Raw genomic sequence first — 18854 nt, forward strand, 5'->3', positions numbered from 1 at the left:
TTCCCGGTTTGCCAGCCGACGTTTCAAGATCGGGCGTTCAGCGGTCGATTTCGCCGAACACGATATCCATGGTGCCGATGATTGCGACAACGTCGGCAATCATGTGACCGCGCGCCACTTCGTCCATCGCGGCAAGGTGCGCAAAACCAGGCGCACGCATTTTCAGCCGATACGGCTTGTTCGCACCATCGGACACGGCATACACGCCGAACTCGCCCTTCGGATGCTCGACCGCGGCATACACCTCGCCTGCCGGCACATGCATGCCCTCGGTGAAGAGCTTGAAGTGATGGATCAGCTCCTCCATGTTCGCCTTCATGCGCTCACGAGGCGGCGGCGCAACCTTGTGGTTATCCGCGATCACAGGGCCCGGGTTCTTCCGCAGCCACTCTATGCACTGCTTGATGATGCGATTCGACTGGCGCATCTCCTCCATGCGGACGAGATATCGATCGTAGCAATCGCCGGTCTTTCCGATGGGCACGTCGAAATCGACCTGATCGTAGACTTCGTAGGGCTGCTTCTTGCGCAGATCCCACGCAACACCCGATCCGCGCAGCATTACGCCGGTAAAGCCCCAGGCCTTCGCCTGTTCTGGCGTCACGACACCGATACCCACCGTCCGCTGCTTCCAGATGCGGTTATCGGTGAGCAGCGTCTCGTAGTCGTCACAGTAGCCGGCGAAGCGGTTTGTGAAATCCTCGAGGAAATCCAGCAGCGAACCCTGACGATTCTCGTTCAACTGACGAACGGTGTTCGCATTCTTGAACTTGTTGACCTCGTACTGCGGCATCCGGTCGGGGAGATCGCGATAGACGCCACCCGGACGGTAATACGCCGCGTGCATTCGCGCGCCGGAAACTGCCTCGTACACATCCATGAGGTCTTCGCGCTCACGGAAGGTGTACAGCACCATCGTCATTGCGCCGATGTCGAGCGCGTGGGTGCCGATACCCAGAAGGTGGTTGAGGATTCGCGTCACTTCATCGAACATCACGCGGATGTACTGGGCACGAATCGGTACCTCGATCCCCAGCAGACGCTCGATCGCCATGCAATATGCATGCTCGTTGCACATCATCGAGACGTAATCCAGACGGTCCATGTAGGGCACCGACTGAATCCAGGTACGCGTCTCTGCAAGCGTCTCCGTTCCGCGATGCAACAGGCCGATGTGCGGATCCGCGCGCTCGACGACCTCGCCATCGAGTTCGAGCACCAGACGCAGCACGCCGTGCGCCGACGGGTGCTGAGGACCAAAGTTGATCGTGTAGTTGCGAATCTCAGCCATGGCCGACATCCCCGTAATTCTCTTCGCGCACGATGCGCGGCGTATTTTCACGCGGTTCGATGGTTACCGGCTGATAAACCACCCGCCCCTGCTCCGCGTCGTAGCGCATCTCGACATATCCGGTGACGGGGAAATCCTTGCGGAACGGATGACCGACGAAGCCGTAGTCGGTGAGAATCCGGCGCAGATCGGGATGGCCGGCGAACATGATCCCGTAGAGATCGAACGCCTCCCGCTCATACCAGTTCGCACTCGGCCAGACGCCGACGACCGAATCGAGAACCGGAAAATCGTCGTTCTCGGCGAAAACCTTCACGCGCAGGCGCCAGTTCTTTGCAACCGACAGCAAGTGCACCGCAACCGCGAAACGCTTGCCCGACCATGCATCGCCGCCATAGGCTGAATAATCGAGCCCGGACACATCGATCAGCTCATCGAAACAGAGGTCTGCGTGATCACGCAGACTCTGAGCGACGCCGAGATAATTCTCCGGCGCAACTTCGATGGTCACCTCACCACGATCGATCACAACCGACCGCAACCTGTCACCCAGGACCTCGCGAAGGACCTGACTCAGACGCTCAAGCTTGGGACTCATAGATGAACCATCCGTCAGCGCGCGATGGTATTCGTGCGCTTGATCTTGTTTTGAAGCTGAATGATGCCGTACAGCAGCGCCTCGGCCGTCGGCGGACACCCGGGAACATAGACATCCACCGGCACAATGCGGTCACAACCGCGAACAACCGAGTAGGAGTAGTGGTAGTAGCCGCCACCGTTCGCACACGACCCCATCGAGATCACCCAGCGCGGCTCGGCCATCTGCTCGTACACCTTGCGCAGCGCCGGCGCCATCTTGTTGCAGAGCGTACCGGCGACGATCATCAGGTCCGACTGACGCGGACTGGGCCGGAAGACCACCCCGAACCGGTCGAGGTCGTAGCGCGCACAGCCCGCGTGAATCATCTCGACCGCACAGCACGCCAGGCCAAACGTCATCGGCCACAGCGAACCCGTACGCGTCCAGTTGATTACCGCATCGAGCGAAGTGGTGACAAACCCTTCACGAAAAACGCCCTCAATACTCATGCATCACTCCCAGTCGAGCGCACCGTTCTTCCACTCGACGACATAACCGATTACCAGCACGGCAATGAAGACCATAACCGAACCGAATACGAACCATGCAACCTGACCGGCAGCAATGAATTCCTGGAAAACCGTTGCCCACGGAAAGAGGAAGGCGATCTCGAGATCGAAAAGAATGAAGAGAATCGCGATGAGGTAGTAGCGCACATCGAACTTCATGCGCGCGTCTTCGAATGCCTCGAAGCCACACTCATAAGGAGACAGCTTCTCGCTGCCAGGACGATACGGAGCGACAAGGCGCCCGAGGATGACGGGAACAAGGCCAAAACCGAGCCCCACGAGGATGAACATCAGAACAGGAAAGTAGTTTTCCAGCATTGCGTGACACCCCGTTTAATTACAGATTGTTTTAGTTTTTATAATTAACCCGCTGCATGAAAACGCCCGCTTTCGCGGGCGATTCAGTTTTCTGGTGCCGACGGTGAGACTCGAACTCACACGGCTTTCGCCACCACCCCCTCAAGATGGCGTGTCTACCAATTTCACCACGTCGGCACGTTTGTTACAGCTCGAAATTATACGGCTTTTCCCTTATCGCGCAAAGCCCCGAGGGAACTTATTTCGGGATCGACTGTGCCTTGGAATCGCCCGCTTCGCCAGCAGGAGCAGCGCCGGCGGGCGCAGCCGGCGCACTGACCGGAGCATCCCGCATGACGCTGGAGGGCACCTGCGCCTTACCGTTGGCAAGATAGCTCAGACCGAGACTGGTCACAAAGAACACCGCAGCGAGGACAGCCGTGGTTCGACTGAGGAAATTGGCCGAGCCGGAGGCGCCGAAAACGCTACCCGACGCGCCGCTACCGAAGGCTGCCCCTGCGTCGGCGCCTTTGCCATGCTGCATCAAGACCAGGCCGATGATGCCGAGACCAACCAACACGTGAATGGTCAGAACGATAGAAAAAAAATAATTACTCATAATAAATCCTGATTATCTCAAGCACCCCGGACGGTGTTCGCCGCCGCCCGGCAAATTTCCAAAAACGACGGCGCATCGAGCGAAGCCCCGCCGATCAAGCCGCCGTCCGCGTCAGGCAATCCGAACAACGCTTCGGCCGTTTCGGGCTTGACGCTGCCACCATAAAGGACGCGAACCTCATTCGCGGCCTCCACATGTCGCGCGAGCCATCCACGCACGAACGACAGAACTGCCTGCACCTGCTCGGCCGTTGCCGCACGCCCGGTACCGATCGCCCAAACCGGCTCATAGGCGATCACTACCCGCTGCAGCACTGCCGAGGGCAGCACAGCAGCCAAAGCATCCAGTTGCCGCATCAGCACCTGCTCGGTGACCCCTGATTCGCGCTCAGCCAGCGTTTCGCCGACACACACGATGGGCGTCAGCTCGCCATCGAGCACCGCTACAGTCTTCCGAGCCACAACCTCGTCGGACTCATGATGCAGCGTGCGGCGCTCGGAGTGACCGACAACAACGAAACGCACCCCCCAGTCGGCAAGCATTGCGACGCTGACGTCGCCGGTGTAAGCACCATCGGAGAACTCGCTCACGTCCTGAGCGCCAAGCGCGATCCCGCTTCCCTCGAGGATCTCGTTAACCTGCGCGAGATACGGGAACGGCACACATACAGCACAATCGACGCCGGACGGCATGCCGCCCAGAATTTGGTCCAGCAGCACACGATTTCGCGCCCGGTCGCCGTTCATCTTCCAGTTACCGACGACTAGCTTTCGTTTCATGCATCGCGCCTCAGCGAAATTTTCCGATTGTATCGTCAGGCCTCCGACAGGTAAAGGAAGGTCGCCAGCTCACTTGGCGCTCACTACGGACGCAGAATGCAACAAACCCCGCCGGCTTGCACCCGCGGGGTTTGATGGGACCGTCCGGAACTATCCGCGACCGGGGACGGCAGAGAGCCGCCCGCCGCGCTCAGCCGAATCGGCCGGTGATGTAGTCTTCGGTTTCCTTTCGCTTCGGATTGACGAAGATCTGGTTCGTTTCCCCGAACTCCATCAGCTCACCGAGATACATGTACGCGGTGTAATCCGAAACGCGGGCCGCTTGTTGCATGTTGTGCGTAACGATCAGGATGGTCACCTTGTCGCGCAATTCGTGGACCAGTTCCTCGATGCTGGCAGTCGCAATCGGATCGAGCGCCGACGTCGGTTCGTCGAAAAGCAGGACTTCAGGCTCCGTGGCAAGACAGCGCGCGATGCACAGGCGCTGCTGCTGCCCCCCCGACAATGCCGTCGCGGGGTCATGCAGGCGATGCTCGACCTCCGACCACAGCGCAGCGCCCCGAAGCGCCTCCTTCACGCGATCATCGATGACCGAGCGATTGCGCTCGCCGCGAATACGAAGACCATACGCGACGTTCTCGTAGATGGACTTCGGAAACGGATTGGGTTTCTGAAAGACCATGCCGATCCGCATGCGGACTTCAATGGGGTCGACGGCCGGATCAAGAAGGTTGGTGTTGTCGGGATGCAGCCGGATCGTCCCTTCGTAGCGATTGCCCGGATAGAGATCGTGCATGCGGTTGAAGGTCCGCAGGAGCGTGGACTTGCCGCAACCCGACGGGCCAATCAATGCGGTGACACGCTTCTCGTGCACCGGCATGGAGATCGACTTCAGCGCCTTGAAGTCACCATAGTAGAAGCTGAAGTTCTCGACCGAGGCCTTGACGGCGACTCCCTTGTCGGGGCGCACGCCGGAGAATGCATCGCCCACCCCCTGGTCCGCGGCGCTGCCGCCCTGTGATGCCGCCTCTGCGGCGCCTTGGTTGCTCATTCGCATCGTAACGCTGCTTACCATTTGATGTCCTTGCGCACGTGGTAACGAATCCAGATCGATACGGCATTCATCGCCAATGTCATCAGGACGAGTATGAATCCGGCCGCAGCCGCGTTCTGCTGGAAGGCCTCTTCGGGACGCGAAGTCCAGTTGAACATCTGGATCGGCATCACGGTGAATCCGGACTTCAGCCATTCAAAATTGACCCACGGAAACTCGGGGCCGATCGGTGACTCGGGGAGGAACGCGATGAAGGTCAGCGCCCCGATCGTGATGATGGGAGCCGTTTCGCCGATGGCCCGGGACATGCCGATGATGACGCCGGTAAGGATTCCCGGCAGCGAATACGGAACGATGTGATCACGGGTGACCTGCCACCGCGTCGCCCCCAGACCGTAGGCCGCCTCGCGAATATGCAGCGGGATCGACCGGATGGCCTCACGCGTCGCGACGATCACCACGGGCAGGATGAGCAGACCGAGCGTCAAACCCGCTGACAGGATGCTCTGGCCGAAACCAAAAGTGTAAACGAACACCCCGAGCGCCAGCAGTCCATACACGATGGAGGGTACGCCTGCGAGGTTCGTGACATTGATTTCGATGATGTCGGTGAACAGGTTCTTCGGCGCGTACTCTTCGAGATAGATACCAGCGGCCACCCCCAGCGGCACCGCCGAAAGGGCGGTCACAAGCATGACAAGCAGGGACCCCACCCATGCCGAGAGGATACCCGCCTGTCCGGCACGCCGTGACGGGAAGTTGGTGAAAAAGTCGGGCGTGATGCGCTCCCAGCCCGACCAGGCCATCTGGGCAAAGAGCGCGACAAAGGTCAGCACACCTACCAGCAGCGCAAGAAAGCCGGCGACGGCAAAGAACAGCTCGAGCCGCTTGTTGCGCCTGATGATCTTTCGGATCGACGGGATGTCTTCTGATTTCATGCCATTCTTCTCAATACGCTTCGCGGAAACGACGCCGTACGACGTGCCCGACGAGATTCAGCGCCAACGTCATGAGCATCAGGCTCAGGCCGGCAGCGAAGATCGATTGGTACCCGATGGAACCATGCGGCAGATCCCCCAGCGCGACCTGCACGATGTAGGCGGAGATCGTCTGCGCCGGTTCGAGCGGATTGACGGTGAAATTGGGTTGCATGCCCGCGGCGACAGCCACGATCATGGTCTCGCCGACGGCACGGGAGATCCCCAGGATGTAGGCGGACAAAATGCCCGAAAGCGCCGCCGGAAAGATCACGCGGAATGCCGTCTGCAGCTTGGTCGCCCCCATTGCGTAGGAGCCTTCGCGCATGCTCATCGGCACCGCGCGCATCGCATCTTCCGCCAGCGAACTGACGTACGGAATGATGGCGATCCCCATCACGATACCGGCGCCGAGCATGTTGAAGCCCGACAAGTCGGGAATGAGCAGCTGAAGCAGCGGAATCACGACCATCAGCGCAAAGTAGCCGTAGACGATGGTCGGGATGCCACCCAGCAGTTCGAGGAAGGGCTTGACGACCTCACGAACGGCCGGACGGGCGAATTCGGAAAGGTAAATGGCAATCGTGGTCCCCAGTGGGATGGCGACAACCAGTGCGACCATGGAGGTCGTCAGCGTTCCCGCGAGCAACGGAAGGATTCCGTAGCGCGGTTCAGCGAAGAGCGGCGTCCACATCGTGTCCGTGAGGAAGGACCAGATGGACACGTTGCTGAAAAAATTGAACGATTCGCTCACCAGCACCCAGATGATGCCGACGGTCGTCAGAACCGACACCGAGGCTGCCCCGAGAAGCAGGAGCTCGATCACCCGCTCCTTGAAGTTGCGCAGTGCCTTCCTCGCAAGACGGTCGCTCACGGTGAGGGGAGGCTGAGACATCAGGGCGGCGGCGCCGGAATTGGTTTCTCGCATTGAACGCTCGGGGACGATAAAAAGGTGCACGGGCGCGGAAGCGCCCGTGCACCACGACTTTCAAAATACGATCAGAGCTTCGCTTCACGCGCGAGGAGAGCCTCGATCGTCACACCGATTTCCGGCTCGCCACCAAACACGGTACCGAGCTTCTTCTTGTTGACGTGCTCCAGCGCAACCTCGTACGACTTGGCAGGCAGCGGCACGTACTTCACTTCAGTCGCCAACTTGCTCGCGTTCTTCAGATAGAAGGTGACGAAGTCACGCACCTCGGCCTTTTCGAGGGACTTTTCCGCGACGTAGATAAAGATCGGGCGCGACAGCGGATTATACGAGCCATCAAGAACGGCCGCAGGACCAGGCTCCACGGGCTTACCTTCCTTGTTCACGATCGGCACGGCCTTCAGCTTGCCCTTGTTTTCCGCGTAATACGCGTAGCCGAAGTAACCGACGGCGTTGACGTCGCGCGAAACGCCCTGCACCAGCACGTTATCGTCTTCCGAGGCCGTGTAGTCGCCGCGCGACGCCTTGGCCTTGCCGACCACGGCCTCAGTGAAGTAGTCGAACGTACCCGAGTCCGAACCTGCACCGAAGAGCTTGAGCGGCGCATCGGGGAAGGACGCGTCAACCTGCTTCCACGTGGTGACCTTACCCTGCGCGTCGGGCTCCCACATCTTCTTCAGCTGCTCGACCGACAGTTGCTTGATGAAGGCGTTCTTCGGATTCGCGACAACGGTGAGGGCGTCGAAAGCGACCGGCAGCTCGATGTACTTGATCCCAGCCTGTGCGCAGGCGTCCATCTCCTTCTTCAGAATGGGACGCGAGGCATCAGCAACGTCGATTTCACCGCGGCAGAACTTCTTGAAGCCACCACCGGTTCCGGAAATGCCGACCGTCACCTTCACTTCGCCCTTCTTCGACTTCTGGAAGTCTTCAGCAACCGCCTCGGTAACCGGAAACACCGTGCTCGAACCGTCGATCTTGACCGTAGACTGCGCATGCGCGGCCTGCGCACCCAGAACGAGGACGGCGGCCGCAAAGGCGGTCTGCTTGAAACCCGACATAGTGAATCTCCAATAAGTGAACTCTGCCAACTTCCAAACCGAATACACTTGCAGGGCTTTGCCATCCGGCAAGTGCATTCCAGAAACTTCTATTACTTTAGTTTCACCACGTTTCAGGAATGTGACAGTTCATAATCCGAGATTAACAATACCCCGCAGTCGCGCGCTCGATGCACTCGGCGATTTCCCGTGCGAAGCGTTCGACCTCCTCACCGTCCTGCCCTTCAACCATCACACGAAGCAGCGGTTCGGTGCCGGACGGTCGCAGCAGGACGCGTCCCCGGCTGCCGAGCCGAGCCTCGACATCCTTGCAGGTCGATGCGATCCCCTGATGCGACTGCCACTGGAAGCCGGCCGGAAGCTTCACGTTGATCAGTCTTTGCGGATAGAAGACGAGGTCCGCACAGGCCTCCGCGAGGGTCTTGCGCGCCTCCTTCAATGCCGCAAGGACCTGCAGGGCAGAAATGATGCCGTCGCCCGTGGTGTGCCGGTCGAGGCAAAGAATGTGGCCGGAGTTTTCGCCGCCGAGCTTCCAGCCCCGCTCCTGCAGCAATTCGAGCACATAACGATCGCCCACCTTTGCCCGCGCGAACGGAACGCCCAGACGGCCGACTGCGTGTTCGAACCCGAGGTTGCTCATCAGGGTGCCCACCACGCCCTCGAGACGTCCCTGCCGCCGGAGCGCGGAGGCGATGACGTACAGGAGCTTGTCACCATCATAGATCTCGCCCCGCGCATCGACCATCATCACGCGGTCGCCGTCGCCATCAAGGGCTATGCCGAGATCGGCATTGTTTGCGAGCACCGCCTCGCGCAGCGTTTCCGGCGAGGTGGCGCCACAGCGTTCGTTGATGTTGAGTCCGTTCGGCTCGACGCCGATCGAAATGACTTCCGCCCCCAGCTCGTGGAAGACGCTCGGCGCGATGTGATATGCCGCGCCATTCGCACAGTCGAGAACAAGCTTCAGCTCGCGCAGGTCGAGCTCGTTCGGGAAGGTGCTCTTGCAGAACTCGATGTAGCGACCTCGCGCGTCATCGATGCGGCGCGCCTTCCCGAGCCTGCCGGACTCGGCACAGCCCATCGGCTGATCCAGGCGCGCTTCGATCTCGCTCTCCACCGCATCGGGCAACTTGCTCCCGTCAGCGGAAAAAAACTTGATCCCGTTGTCGTAATACGGATTGTGCGACGCGGAGATCACCACACCGGCCTGCAATCGCAGGGCGCGCGTGAGATAGGCAACCGCCGGCGTCGGGACCGGCCCGGCGAGCAGGACATCGACCCCCGCGGCAGCGAAGCCAGCCTCAAGAGCCGCCTCAAGCATGTAACCCGAGATCCGCGTGTCCTTGCCGATCAGCACAGCCGGCCGCTCGCCGCGCGGCAGATGTTCGCGACCGACCAGCGTCACACCCGCCGAGTAGCCCAGCCGCATCACAAAATCGGGCGTAATGACCGACTCACCTACCCTGCCCCGCACTCCGTCGGTACCGAAATACTTGCGCGCCATCGCGTGTTCCAACTGCGAAAAGCGCTAATTATCGCACCTCCGGCGGGGCAACCATAGCCTTCGATCAGGGAGTCCCGAACTGAACCGCCTCCCACACGGTCAGTGCATCCCGCGTCTGCGCCACATCATGCACACGAACGATTCGTGCACCACGCTCGACGGCGATCAGCGCACCCGCGATGCTCGCAGGGACACGATCCGCGACAGCACGGCCTGTAACGGCACCCAGTACCGATTTCCGCGACACGCCGATCAGCACAGGGAAGCCCGTGGCGAGGAATCGATCAAGGGCGCGCATCAACGCAAGGTTATGCTCAACCGTCTTTCCGAACCCGAAGCCGGGGTCCAGAAGGATGCGCTCCCTTGCAACTCCAAGGGCCCTAAGTGCGCCGACCTGGTGATCGAGAAAATCGAGCACCTCGCCCACCACGTCGTCGTAATGGGGAGCGGCCTGCATGCTGCGGGGTTCGCCCTGCATGTGCATGACGCACAAAGCCGCATCCGAGTCCGCCACGGCCTCCATCGCCCCCGGTGCGCGGAATCCGTTGATGTCGTTGATCAGCGTTGCGCCTGCCGCCAGCGATGCACGCATGACCGCGGGCTTCACGGTATCGACGGAAACCGGGACCGGCCAGTCCGCGAGACGCTCGACGAGGGGAACCACGCGATCGAGCTCCTCCTGCTCCGGGACCGATTCCGAGCCGGGACGGGTCGACTCCCCGCCGATGTCGAGAATGTGGGCACCCGCAGCAACCGCTGCCTCGCAGCGCCGCATGGCGGCGTCGAGGTCGTGGCCGAGGCCATCGCCGCTGAACGAGTCGGGCGTGGTATTGATGATCGCCATGATGCGCGGACGTTCGAGATCGATGTCGAATCGGCCACACTTGAGAACCGCCATTTCTTCCTCCGGAAATAAAATCGGGCCGACTCTCGTCGGCCCAATTCAACTCAATTCACAAGACTGATCGGATCACGCAGCGGGAGCGGCCGCAGTCGGCGCAGCTCCGGGAGCATCATCGTCGCGTGGACGTCGGGGAGCCTGCGACGTGGGCTTGGGAGCACGGGGCGTCCGGCTGGCCATGATGTCGTCGATCTGGTCGGCGTCGAGGGTCTCCCACTCGAGAAGCGCCTTGGTCATTGCCTCGATCTTGACGCTGTTTTCCTCGATCAGGCGACGCGCGAGCGCATACTGCTGATCGATGATGCGGCGAATCTCGGCGTCCACCTTCTGCATCGTCGCTTCCGAAACATTGCGGTGGGTAGTGACCTGGCGCCCGAGGAAGATCTCGCCTTCCTCCTCGCCGTATACCATCGGGCCGAGATTGTCCGACATGCCCCACTGCGTCACCATCCGGCGGGCGAGATCGGTTGCACGCTGGAAGTCGTTCGAAGCGCCCGTGGTCATCTGCTTCATGAAAATTTCTTCGCAGATCCGGCCGCCGAACAAGACGGCAATCGTCTGCAGCAGGCGCTCGCGGTCCTGGCTGTAGCGATCCGACTCCGGCAACTGCATCGTCACACCCAAGGCCCGGCCACGCGGGATGATCGTGACCTTGTGCACCGGATCGGTCTTGTCGAGCAGCTTGGCAACCACCGCATGGCCCGACTCATGGTACGCCGTGTTACGGCGCTCCTCTTCCGGCATGACCATGGAGCGGCGCTCGGAGCCCATCATGATCTTGTCCTTGGCACGCTCGAAGTCATCCATGTCGACAAGGCGCTTGTTACCGCGCGCAGCGAAAAGGGCGGCCTCATTGACGAGGTTCGCGAGGTCCGCACCCGAAAAACCGGGGGTTCCACGCGCCAGCACCACGGGCTCGACGTCCGGAGCGATCGGAACCTTGCGCATGTGGACCTTGAGGATCTGCTCGCGGCCACGTATGTCCGGCAGGGGCACCACGACCTGGCGGTCGAAGCGGCCCGGGCGCAGCAGCGCGGGGTCGAGCACGTCCGGGCGGTTGGTGGCGGCGATCACGATCACGCCCGTCTGCCCTTCGAAACCGTCCATTTCAACCAACAGCTGGTTGAGGGTCTGTTCGCGTTCGTCGTTACCGCCCCCCATCCCGGCACCGCGCTGGCGACCGACCGCATCGATCTCGTCGATGAAGATGATGCACGGGGCGTGCTTCTTCGCCTGCTCGAACATGTCGCGAACGCGGGCCGCGCCGACACCGACGAACATTTCGACGAAATCGGAACCGGAGATCGAGAAGAACGGGACCTTCGCCTCTCCGGCGATGGCCTTGGCGAGCAAGGTCTTGCCGGTACCCGGGGAGCCGACCATCAGGACACCCTTCGGGATGTGGCCGCCGAGCTTCTGGAACTTGGAGGGATCGCGCAGGAAATCGACGAGTTCCGAGACTTCTTCCTTCGCCTCGTCACAACCGGCGACGTCGGCGAAGCTCAGCGAGTTCGCGGACTCGTCGAGCATGCGCGCCTTGGACTTGCCGAAGGAGAAGGCGCCACCGCGCCCCCCACCCTGCATCTGGCGCATGAAAAACACCCAGACGCCAATGAGCAGGAGCATCGGGAACCAGGACACGAAGATGCTCATCAGGAAGGACTGCTCTTCCTCGGGCTTGGTCGCATTGACCGCGACGCCGGCACGAATGAGGTCTGACACCATCCAGATGTCCTGCACCCCCGGTGTGTATACCGTGATCTGACGTCCTTCCTGCGTCGTCGCCCGGACGAGGCGCCCGTCGACGGTGGCCTTGGCGATACGCCCGGCCTTCGCCTCCTCAAGGAACTGGGAGTACTCCATCGTGTTGGTCGCGACCTGACGCGAGTTGAACTGATTGAACACCGTCATCAGCACGACACCGATAACCATCCAGATCGCGAGATTCTTGAAGAGATTATTCAACTTCTTTCCTTATGGGCCCGTCGGGGCAGCGAAACATTGACCCATTCTAGTGGCGAACGTTCCGCTGCGTAAACCAATGGTCACAATCGAGACAATCAATCGCTGCACGCCCTTCCCGTTACTCCGGCCTGCGCTTCAGCCCCAGCAGATACACCTCGGCGCTGCGGTCCCTGGAGGCTTTCGGCTTGCGCACCTGCAGCGAAGCGAAATGCCGCTGGATCTCGCTACGGAACTCCATGAACCCTGCGCCCTGAAACACCTTGATAAGAAAGTTGCCCCCCGGCTTGAGGTGCCGCGCGGCGAAATCGAGCGCGAGTTCGCCCAGATGGATCGAGCGCGCCTGGTCCACCGTATCGATACCCGACATATTGGGGGCCATATCGGAAAGTACAAGGTCGACGGGCGCGCCATCGAGGCGATTCTCGAGTTCGGCGAGCACCGCGTCATCCTGGAAGTCGCCCTGGATGAACTCCACCCCCGGCAAGGGTTCGACCGGCAACAGATCCAGCGCGAACACCCGGCCTGCCCTGCCGACGCGCTGAAGCGCCACTTGCGTCCACGACCCCGGAGCGGCGCCGAGGTCGACGACCACCATGCCGGAACGCAACAGGTGGTCCTTGTCGTCGATCTCCATCAGCTTGTACGCCGCGCGGGAACGATAGCCCTCACCCTTGGCGCGCTGGACGTAGGGATCGTTCACATGCTCGTGCATCCACGCCTTGCTGGTCTTGGTCCTCGTCATGGGAGTAGAATCCATGCCCCTGAAAGATTTGAGAAAACGATGATCGAGCTATCACCCGCACGGCGCCGCGAACTGCGGGCCGCCGCCCACCATCTGAACCCGGTTGTCAGTGTCGCGGGTAACGGGCTGACATCGACCGTCCTCGGCGAGATCGACCGTTCCCTGCAGGCGCACGAGCTTATCAAGATCAAGGTCTATGGTACCGAACGTGGTGACCGCGACACCTTGATGCAGACTATTTGCGACACGCTCGGCGCATCGGCGGTGCAGCATATCGGCACGATCCTGGTCGTGTGGAGGGAACGCCGCGAAGAAGAAACGGCGACCGCCGCGCCCAAGGCGGCTACGTCGAATTCGCCGCGCGCAGCGACGGCCAAGTCGGCCCGCGCATTTGCGGCTGCGGCCCGGCGTACCGCGCTCATCAAGGCTGCCGCCGACAAGAGGCGGCTGGCAGAAAAGCGTACCAGAAGCCCTTCGCGCAAGCCGGGACCGCGTGGCGGCAAATAATCATCGATAGCAGGGCCGACAAGGCCCCGCGGAGAAACTGCGGGCCGGATCGTCGTTCCGGCCCCGTCCCGTGTCAGATGTACAGCACTTCGATGATTTCGTACTCGCGCACGCCACCCGGGGCCTGCACCTCGGCGATGTCACCGGCGTACTTGCCGATGAGCGCGCGAGCGATCGGAGAACTGATCGAAATCTTGCTCTCCTTGATGTCGGCCTCGTCGTCACCGACGATCTGATAGGCAACCGCCTGCCCCGACTCCATATCCTCGAGCTTCACCGTGGCGCCGAATACACAGCGCCCATCCGCATCCAGCAGGCGCGGATCGATGATCTGCGCGTTCGCGATCTTTCCTTCGAGTTCCTTGATCCGCCCCTCGATGAAACCCTGACGTTCCTTGGCTGCGTCGTATTCGGCGTTTTCGGAAAGGTCGCCGTGCGAGCGGGCCTCGGCGATCGCGGCGATCACGTTCGGTCGCTCGACGGTCTTGAGCTTGTGCAGTTCGATACGGAGCTTCTCCGCACCCGTTACGGTAAGGGGGGTCTTGTTCATGATTGCTTCTTCAGTTCCGCATGCAAGGACTGCAGGCCGTAAACCTCGAGTCCTTCGAGGTGACGCATGCCCATGCAGGCTGCACGCGCGCCCTCGATGGTGGTGAACACCGTGAGCTTCGCCGCCAGCGCGCTCGTGCGGATGGAGCGCGAATCGACGATCGCTTGGCGCTTCTCCTCCACCGTGTTGATCACCATGCTCACTTCGTTGTTCTTGATCATATCCACGATGTGCGGACGACCTTCATTGACCTTGTTGACGACGCTCACGGGAATCCCGGCGGCGTCGATGGCCGAACCGGTGCCGCGCGTCGCGACAACACGGAATCCGAGCTCGTGCAGTTCTCGCGCCACTTCGACCGCCGCGCCCCGATCAGTCGGCTTCACGCTGATGAAGGCCGTGCCCGCCTGCGGCAACCGGACTCCGGCAGCGAGTTGCGACTTCACGAAGGCTTCCGCAAAGCTGCGGCCAACGCCCATCACCTCGCCCGTGGACTTCATTTCCGGCCCGAGGATCGTGTCGACGCCCGGGAACTTCACGAACGGGAACACGGCTTCCTTCACCGAGAAATACGGCGGCACGATCTCGCGGGTGACACCCTGGCTCGCGAGGCTCTGCCCGGCCATGCAGCGCGCGGCGATCTTCGCGAGCTGCAGGCCGCAGGCCTTGGAGACGAAAGGAACGGTGCGCGACGCGCGCGGGTTCACTTCGAGTACGTAGACCGTCGCATCGTCGCCTTCGCCCTGGATGGCGAACTGGACGTTCATCAGGCCGCAGACGTTGAGCGCGCGCGCCATGGCCTCGGTCTGGCGGCGCAGTTCGTCCTGCAGCTTCGCCGACAGCGTGTACGGGGGCAGCGAACAAGCCGAGTCGCCCGAGTGGACGCCTGCCTGTTCGATGTGCTCCATGATGCCGCCGATGATGATCTGATTACCGTCCGACAGCGCATCGACGTCCACCTCCGTGGCGTCGTTGAGGAAGCGGTCGAGCAGCACGGGCGACTCGTTCGAGACCTTCACCGCCTCGCGCATGTAGCGCTCGAGGTCCTTCTGCTCGTGCACGATTTCCATCGCGCGACCGCCGAGCACGTAGCTCGGGCGGACGACCAGGGGGTAGCCGATTTCCGCAGCAAGGCGCACGGCCGCTTCCGGGGTGCGTGCCGTGCGGTTGGGCGGCTGCTTGAGGCCGAGGTCGTTGAGCAGTTTCTGGAAGCGCTCGCGGTCTTCGGCGGCGTCGATCATGTCCGGGCTCGTGCCGATGATCGGCACGCCGTTCTCTTCCAGTGCCTGCGCACGCTTGAGCGGGGTCTGGCCGCCAAACTGCACGATCACACCGACCGGTTTCTCGATGTGCACGATCTCGAGGATGTCCTCGAGCGTGATCGGTTCGAAGTACAGGCGGTCCGACGTGTCGTAGTCGGTCGAGACCGTCTCCGGGTTGCAATTGACCATGATCGTCTCGTAGCCGTCTTCGCGCAGCGCGAGCGCGGCATGGACGCAGCAGTAGTCGAACTCGATGCCCTGGCCGATGCGGTTCGGTCCGCCACCGAGGACCATGATTTTCTTCTTGTCCGTCGGACGCGCTTCGCATTCGTCCTCGTAGGAGGAGTACATGTAGGCGGTCGAGGTTGCGAACTCGGCCGCGCAGGTATCGACGCGCTTGAACACGGGGCGGACGCCATTGGCGTGACGGTGCAGGCGCACCGCGGTCTCATCGACACCCAACAGCTTGGCGATGCGGCGATCGGAGAAGCCCTTGCGCTTCAGGTCGCGCAGCTCGGGGGCCTGGATCGCCTTCAGCGAGCGGCCGGTGATGGCCTTCTCGGTGAGCACGATGTCCTCGATCTGCGCGAGGAACCACGGATCGATCTTGGTGAGGCCAAACACCTGCTCCTGGGTGTAACCCTCGCGGAAGGCCTGGCCGACGTACCAGATCCGCTGGGCGCCGGGGTTCGCAAGCTCATGTTCGAGATCGGTACGGTCGGTCTCGACCTCGTCGAGGCCGTAGGCACCGACTTCGAGGCCGCGCAGCGCCTTCTGGAACGACTCCTGGAAGGTGCGCCCCATCGCCATCACTTCACCGACCGACTTCATCTGCGTGGTGAGGCGGTCGTTGGCCTGCGGGAATTTCTCGAACGCGAAGCGCGGGATCTTGGTGACGACGTAGTCGATCGACGGCTCGAACGAGGCCGGCGTCGCGCCGCCGGTGATGTCGTTCTTGAGTTCGTCGAGCGTGTAGCCGACGGCGAGCTTGGCTGCGACCTTGGCGATCGGGAAGCCGGTCGCCTTCGAGGCGAGTGCCGACGAGCGCGACACGCGCGGGTTCATCTCGATGACGATCATGCGACCGTCCTTCGGGTTGATCGCGAACTGGACGTTCGAGCCGCCGGTATCGACGCCGATCTCGCGCAGCACCGCGATCGAGGCGTTGCGCAGGATCTGGTATTCCTTGTCGGTAAGGGTCTGCGCGGGCGCCACCGTGATCGAGTCGCCGGTGTGCACGCCCATCGGATCGAGGTTCTCGATCGAGCAGACGATGATGCAGTTGTCCGCACGGTCGCGGACGACTTCCATCTCGTATTCCTTCCAGCCGATCAGCGACTCTTCGATCAGGAGTTCATTGGTCGGGCTCGCCTCGAGACCGCGCTTGCAGATCTCCTCGAACTCTTCCATGTTGTAGGCGATGCCGCCGCCGGTGCCGCCGAGCGTGAAGGACGGGCGGATGATGACGGGGAAGCCGATGCCGCCCTGCACCTGCAGGGCCTCTTCCATGCTGTGGGCGATGCCGGAACGGGCCGAGCCGAGCCCGATCTTGGTCATCGCGTCCTTGAACTTGAGGCGATCCTCGGCCTTGTCGATCGCCTCACGCGAGGCGCCGATCAGCTCGACGCCGTATTTCTCGAGCACACCATTCTTGGCGAGGTCGAGCGCGCAGTTGAGCGCAGTCTGCCCGCCCATCGTCGGCAGCAGCGCGTCAGGGCGCTCCTTCTCGATGATGCGCTCGACGACCTGCCAGGTGATCGGCTCGATGTAGGTGACGTCGGCCGTGCCCGGATCCGTCATGATCGTGGCCGGGTTGGAGTTCACCAGGATGACCTTGTAGCCTTCCTCGCGCAGCGCCTTGCAGGCCTGTGCGCCGGAATAGTCGAACTCGCACGCCTGGCCGATGATGATCGGGCCGGCGCCGATGATGAGAATGCTTTGTATGTCTGTGCGCTTAGGCATTGCCTAACCTCGGTCTTGCGTTGGGGAGCGGCAGCGCGGGCTGCCGCTTGCGAATCATTTGCGCGCTTCGAGCAGCTTGATGAAGCGGTCGAACAGGTAGCTGACGTCGTGCGGCCCCGGGCTCGCCTCGGGGTGCCCCTGGAAGCAGAAGGCCGGCACGTCGGTGCGCTCCATGCCCTGCAGACTGCCGTCGAAGAGTGACACGTGGGTCGGACGCAGGGTCGCCGGCAGCGTGTCGACGTCGACCGCGAAGCCGTGGTTCTGGCTGGTGATCAGCACCTGTCCGGTATCGAGATCCTTGACCGGATGGTTCGCACCGTGGTGGCCGAACTTCATCTTCACGGTCTTCGCGCCGGAGGCGAGCGCCATCAGCTGATGCCCGAGGCAGATGCCGAAGGTCGGGATGCCGCGTGCGAGGAACTCGCGGATCGCCGCGATCGCGTAGTCGCAGGGCTCCGGATCTCCCGGGCCGTTCGACAGGAAAATGCCGTCCGGATTGAGCGCGAGCGCATCGGCAGCGGAAGTCTGTGCGGGCACGACGGTAAGGCGGCAGCCGCGGCTCGCGAGCATGCGCAGGATGTTGCGCTTGACGCCGAAGTCGTAGGCAACGACGTGAAAGCGCGCCTTGGGGTCGGCGTCGTAGCCGGAGCCGAGTTGCCATTCGCCTTCGGTCCACTCGACCTTCTGCTCGGCGCTGACGACCTTGGCGAGGTCCATGCCTGCCAGCCCCGGAAAGGCGCGCGCCTGGGCGATGGCCGCCTCGGGGTTGAGCGCAGCGCCATCGGTCGCGGTGACGATGCAGCCGTTCTGGGCACCCTTCTCGCGCAGGACGCGCGTGAGTTTGCGGGTATCGATGCCGGCGATGGCGACGACGTTCTCGGCCTTGAGGTAGGCGTCGAGCGTCTGGCCCATGCGGAAGTTGGAGGGAAGAATGGGCAGGTCGCGGATGACGAGGCCGGCGGCGTGCACACGCCCGGATTCGACGTCCTCGGGATTGACGCCGGTATTCCCGATGTGCGGGTACGTCAGCGTCACGATCTGGCGGCAGTAGCTCGGGTCGGTGAGGATTTCCTGGTAACCGGACATCGCCGTGTTGAACACCACCTCACCAACCGTGCTGCCGGCTGCACCGATTCCCTTGCCGAAAAATACCGTCCCATCGGCGAGTGCTAGTAGGGCGGGCGGGGAAGCAGTCACGACAAACTCCTGGATTTCAGCCGAAAAGACGGGGACAGGCGCGGTAAGCCTGCCCGAACGTGAAAAAAACGGGACGAGCCGCTGTTCGGCCAATCCCGCTTGTCTA

At 62.0% G+C, this 18854-nt stretch carries 18 protein-coding genes and 1 tRNA gene; 1 reads left to right on the top strand and 18 read right to left on the bottom strand.

The genetic code is table 11. The features are described 5' to 3' along the window. Positions 1-37: 37 nt before the first annotated feature. The 15 genes from GPA22_RS06900 to GPA22_RS06970 all read right to left on the bottom strand — a co-directional run bounded on the left by GPA22_RS06900 (position 38) and on the right by GPA22_RS06970 (position 13270). A complete protein-coding gene (locus tag GPA22_RS06900; protein ID WP_169255363.1) occupies positions 38-1291 on the bottom strand; it encodes an NADH-quinone oxidoreductase subunit D in 1254 nt (417 codons plus the stop codon). Then, positions 1284-1889: an NADH-quinone oxidoreductase subunit C gene (locus tag GPA22_RS06905; protein WP_169255364.1), complete on the bottom strand. Its 606-nt coding sequence runs from the start codon at positions 1887-1889 to the stop codon at positions 1284-1286. The genes GPA22_RS06900 and GPA22_RS06905 overlap by 8 nt, the downstream gene beginning before the upstream one ends. A gap of 14 nt (positions 1890-1903) precedes the next feature. Further along, positions 1904-2380, bottom strand: a complete 477-nt coding sequence (locus GPA22_RS06910; RefSeq protein WP_121429604.1) for a NuoB/complex I 20 kDa subunit family protein — start codon at positions 2378-2380, stop codon at positions 1904-1906. Positions 2381-2383: 3 nt separating this feature from the next. Beyond that, the gene (ndhC, locus tag GPA22_RS06915) at positions 2384-2758 is read right to left on the bottom strand and encodes an NADH-quinone oxidoreductase subunit A (RefSeq protein WP_050416614.1); all 375 of its coding nucleotides are present in this window, start codon (positions 2756-2758) and stop codon (positions 2384-2386) included. Positions 2759-2850: 92 nt separating this feature from the next. Continuing rightward, a tRNA-Leu gene (locus GPA22_RS06920) sits at positions 2851-2935 on the bottom strand. A 61-nt stretch (positions 2936-2996) separates the two neighbouring features. Next, the gene (gene secG / locus GPA22_RS06925; RefSeq protein ID WP_169255365.1) at positions 2997-3356 is read right to left on the bottom strand and encodes a preprotein translocase subunit SecG; all 360 of its coding nucleotides are present in this window, start codon (positions 3354-3356) and stop codon (positions 2997-2999) included. A 17-nt stretch (positions 3357-3373) separates the two neighbouring features. Continuing rightward, positions 3374-4135 (bottom strand): triose-phosphate isomerase, encoded by a 762-nt coding sequence (gene tpiA, locus GPA22_RS06930; protein WP_169255366.1) that lies wholly within the window; start codon positions 4133-4135, stop codon positions 3374-3376. Between the two features lie 190 nt (positions 4136-4325). Continuing rightward, a complete protein-coding gene (gene pstB, locus GPA22_RS06935; protein WP_211168983.1) occupies positions 4326-5186 on the bottom strand; it encodes a phosphate ABC transporter ATP-binding protein PstB in 861 nt (286 codons plus the stop codon). Positions 5187-5203: 17 nt separating this feature from the next. Beyond that, positions 5204-6127, bottom strand: coding sequence for a phosphate ABC transporter permease PstA (gene pstA, locus GPA22_RS06940; protein ID WP_169255367.1), 924 nt, complete (start codon positions 6125-6127; stop codon positions 5204-5206). A gap of 10 nt (positions 6128-6137) precedes the next feature. After that, entirely contained in the window at positions 6138-7094 is a 957-nt protein-coding gene (gene pstC, locus GPA22_RS06945; protein WP_169255368.1) for a phosphate ABC transporter permease subunit PstC, read from the bottom strand. A gap of 71 nt (positions 7095-7165) precedes the next feature. Then, positions 7166-8158 carry a PstS family phosphate ABC transporter substrate-binding protein gene (locus GPA22_RS06950; protein WP_169255369.1) on the bottom strand — a complete coding sequence of 331 codons (993 nt, stop codon included), beginning with the start codon at positions 8156-8158 and terminating at the stop codon, positions 7166-7168. Positions 8159-8300: 142 nt separating this feature from the next. After that, entirely contained in the window at positions 8301-9662 is a 1362-nt protein-coding gene (glmM, locus tag GPA22_RS06955) for a phosphoglucosamine mutase (protein WP_169255370.1), read from the bottom strand. A 64-nt stretch (positions 9663-9726) separates the two neighbouring features. Beyond that, positions 9727-10560 (bottom strand): dihydropteroate synthase, encoded by an 834-nt coding sequence (folP, locus tag GPA22_RS06960; RefSeq protein ID WP_169255371.1) that lies wholly within the window; start codon positions 10558-10560, stop codon positions 9727-9729. 72 nt (positions 10561-10632) lie between these two features. Then, positions 10633-12528: an ATP-dependent zinc metalloprotease FtsH gene (gene ftsH, locus GPA22_RS06965; RefSeq protein ID WP_169255372.1), complete on the bottom strand. Its 1896-nt coding sequence runs from the start codon at positions 12526-12528 to the stop codon at positions 10633-10635. A gap of 118 nt (positions 12529-12646) precedes the next feature. Beyond that, the gene (locus GPA22_RS06970) at positions 12647-13270 is read right to left on the bottom strand and encodes an RlmE family RNA methyltransferase (RefSeq protein WP_169255373.1); all 624 of its coding nucleotides are present in this window, start codon (positions 13268-13270) and stop codon (positions 12647-12649) included. A gap of 39 nt (positions 13271-13309) precedes the next feature. Between GPA22_RS06970 and GPA22_RS06975 the strand changes: the two genes are divergently transcribed. Continuing rightward, complete coding sequence (locus tag GPA22_RS06975; protein ID WP_169255374.1) at positions 13310-13777, top strand: YhbY family RNA-binding protein; 468 nt, start codon at positions 13310-13312, stop codon at positions 13775-13777. A gap of 73 nt (positions 13778-13850) precedes the next feature. Here the strand turns inward: GPA22_RS06975 and greA are convergent, their stop codons facing one another. Genes greA through carA form a run of 3 tightly spaced genes read right to left on the bottom strand, consistent with a single transcriptional unit; the run spans position 13851 to position 18748 of the window. Beyond that, the gene (gene greA, locus GPA22_RS06980) at positions 13851-14327 is read right to left on the bottom strand and encodes a transcription elongation factor GreA (RefSeq protein ID WP_169255375.1); all 477 of its coding nucleotides are present in this window, start codon (positions 14325-14327) and stop codon (positions 13851-13853) included. Next, the gene (gene carB, locus GPA22_RS06985) at positions 14324-17551 is read right to left on the bottom strand and encodes a carbamoyl-phosphate synthase large subunit (protein ID WP_169255376.1); all 3228 of its coding nucleotides are present in this window, start codon (positions 17549-17551) and stop codon (positions 14324-14326) included. Before carB ends, greA begins: the two co-directional genes overlap by 4 nt. Before the next feature lie 54 nt (positions 17552-17605). Beyond that, a complete protein-coding gene (gene carA, locus GPA22_RS06990; protein WP_169255377.1) occupies positions 17606-18748 on the bottom strand; it encodes a glutamine-hydrolyzing carbamoyl-phosphate synthase small subunit in 1143 nt (380 codons plus the stop codon). Between the last annotated feature and the right edge of the window lie 106 nt (positions 18749-18854).

The organism is Aromatoleum toluvorans, assembly GCF_012910905.1.
Taxonomy (GTDB): Bacteria; Pseudomonadota; Gammaproteobacteria; order Burkholderiales; family Rhodocyclaceae; genus Aromatoleum; species Aromatoleum toluvorans.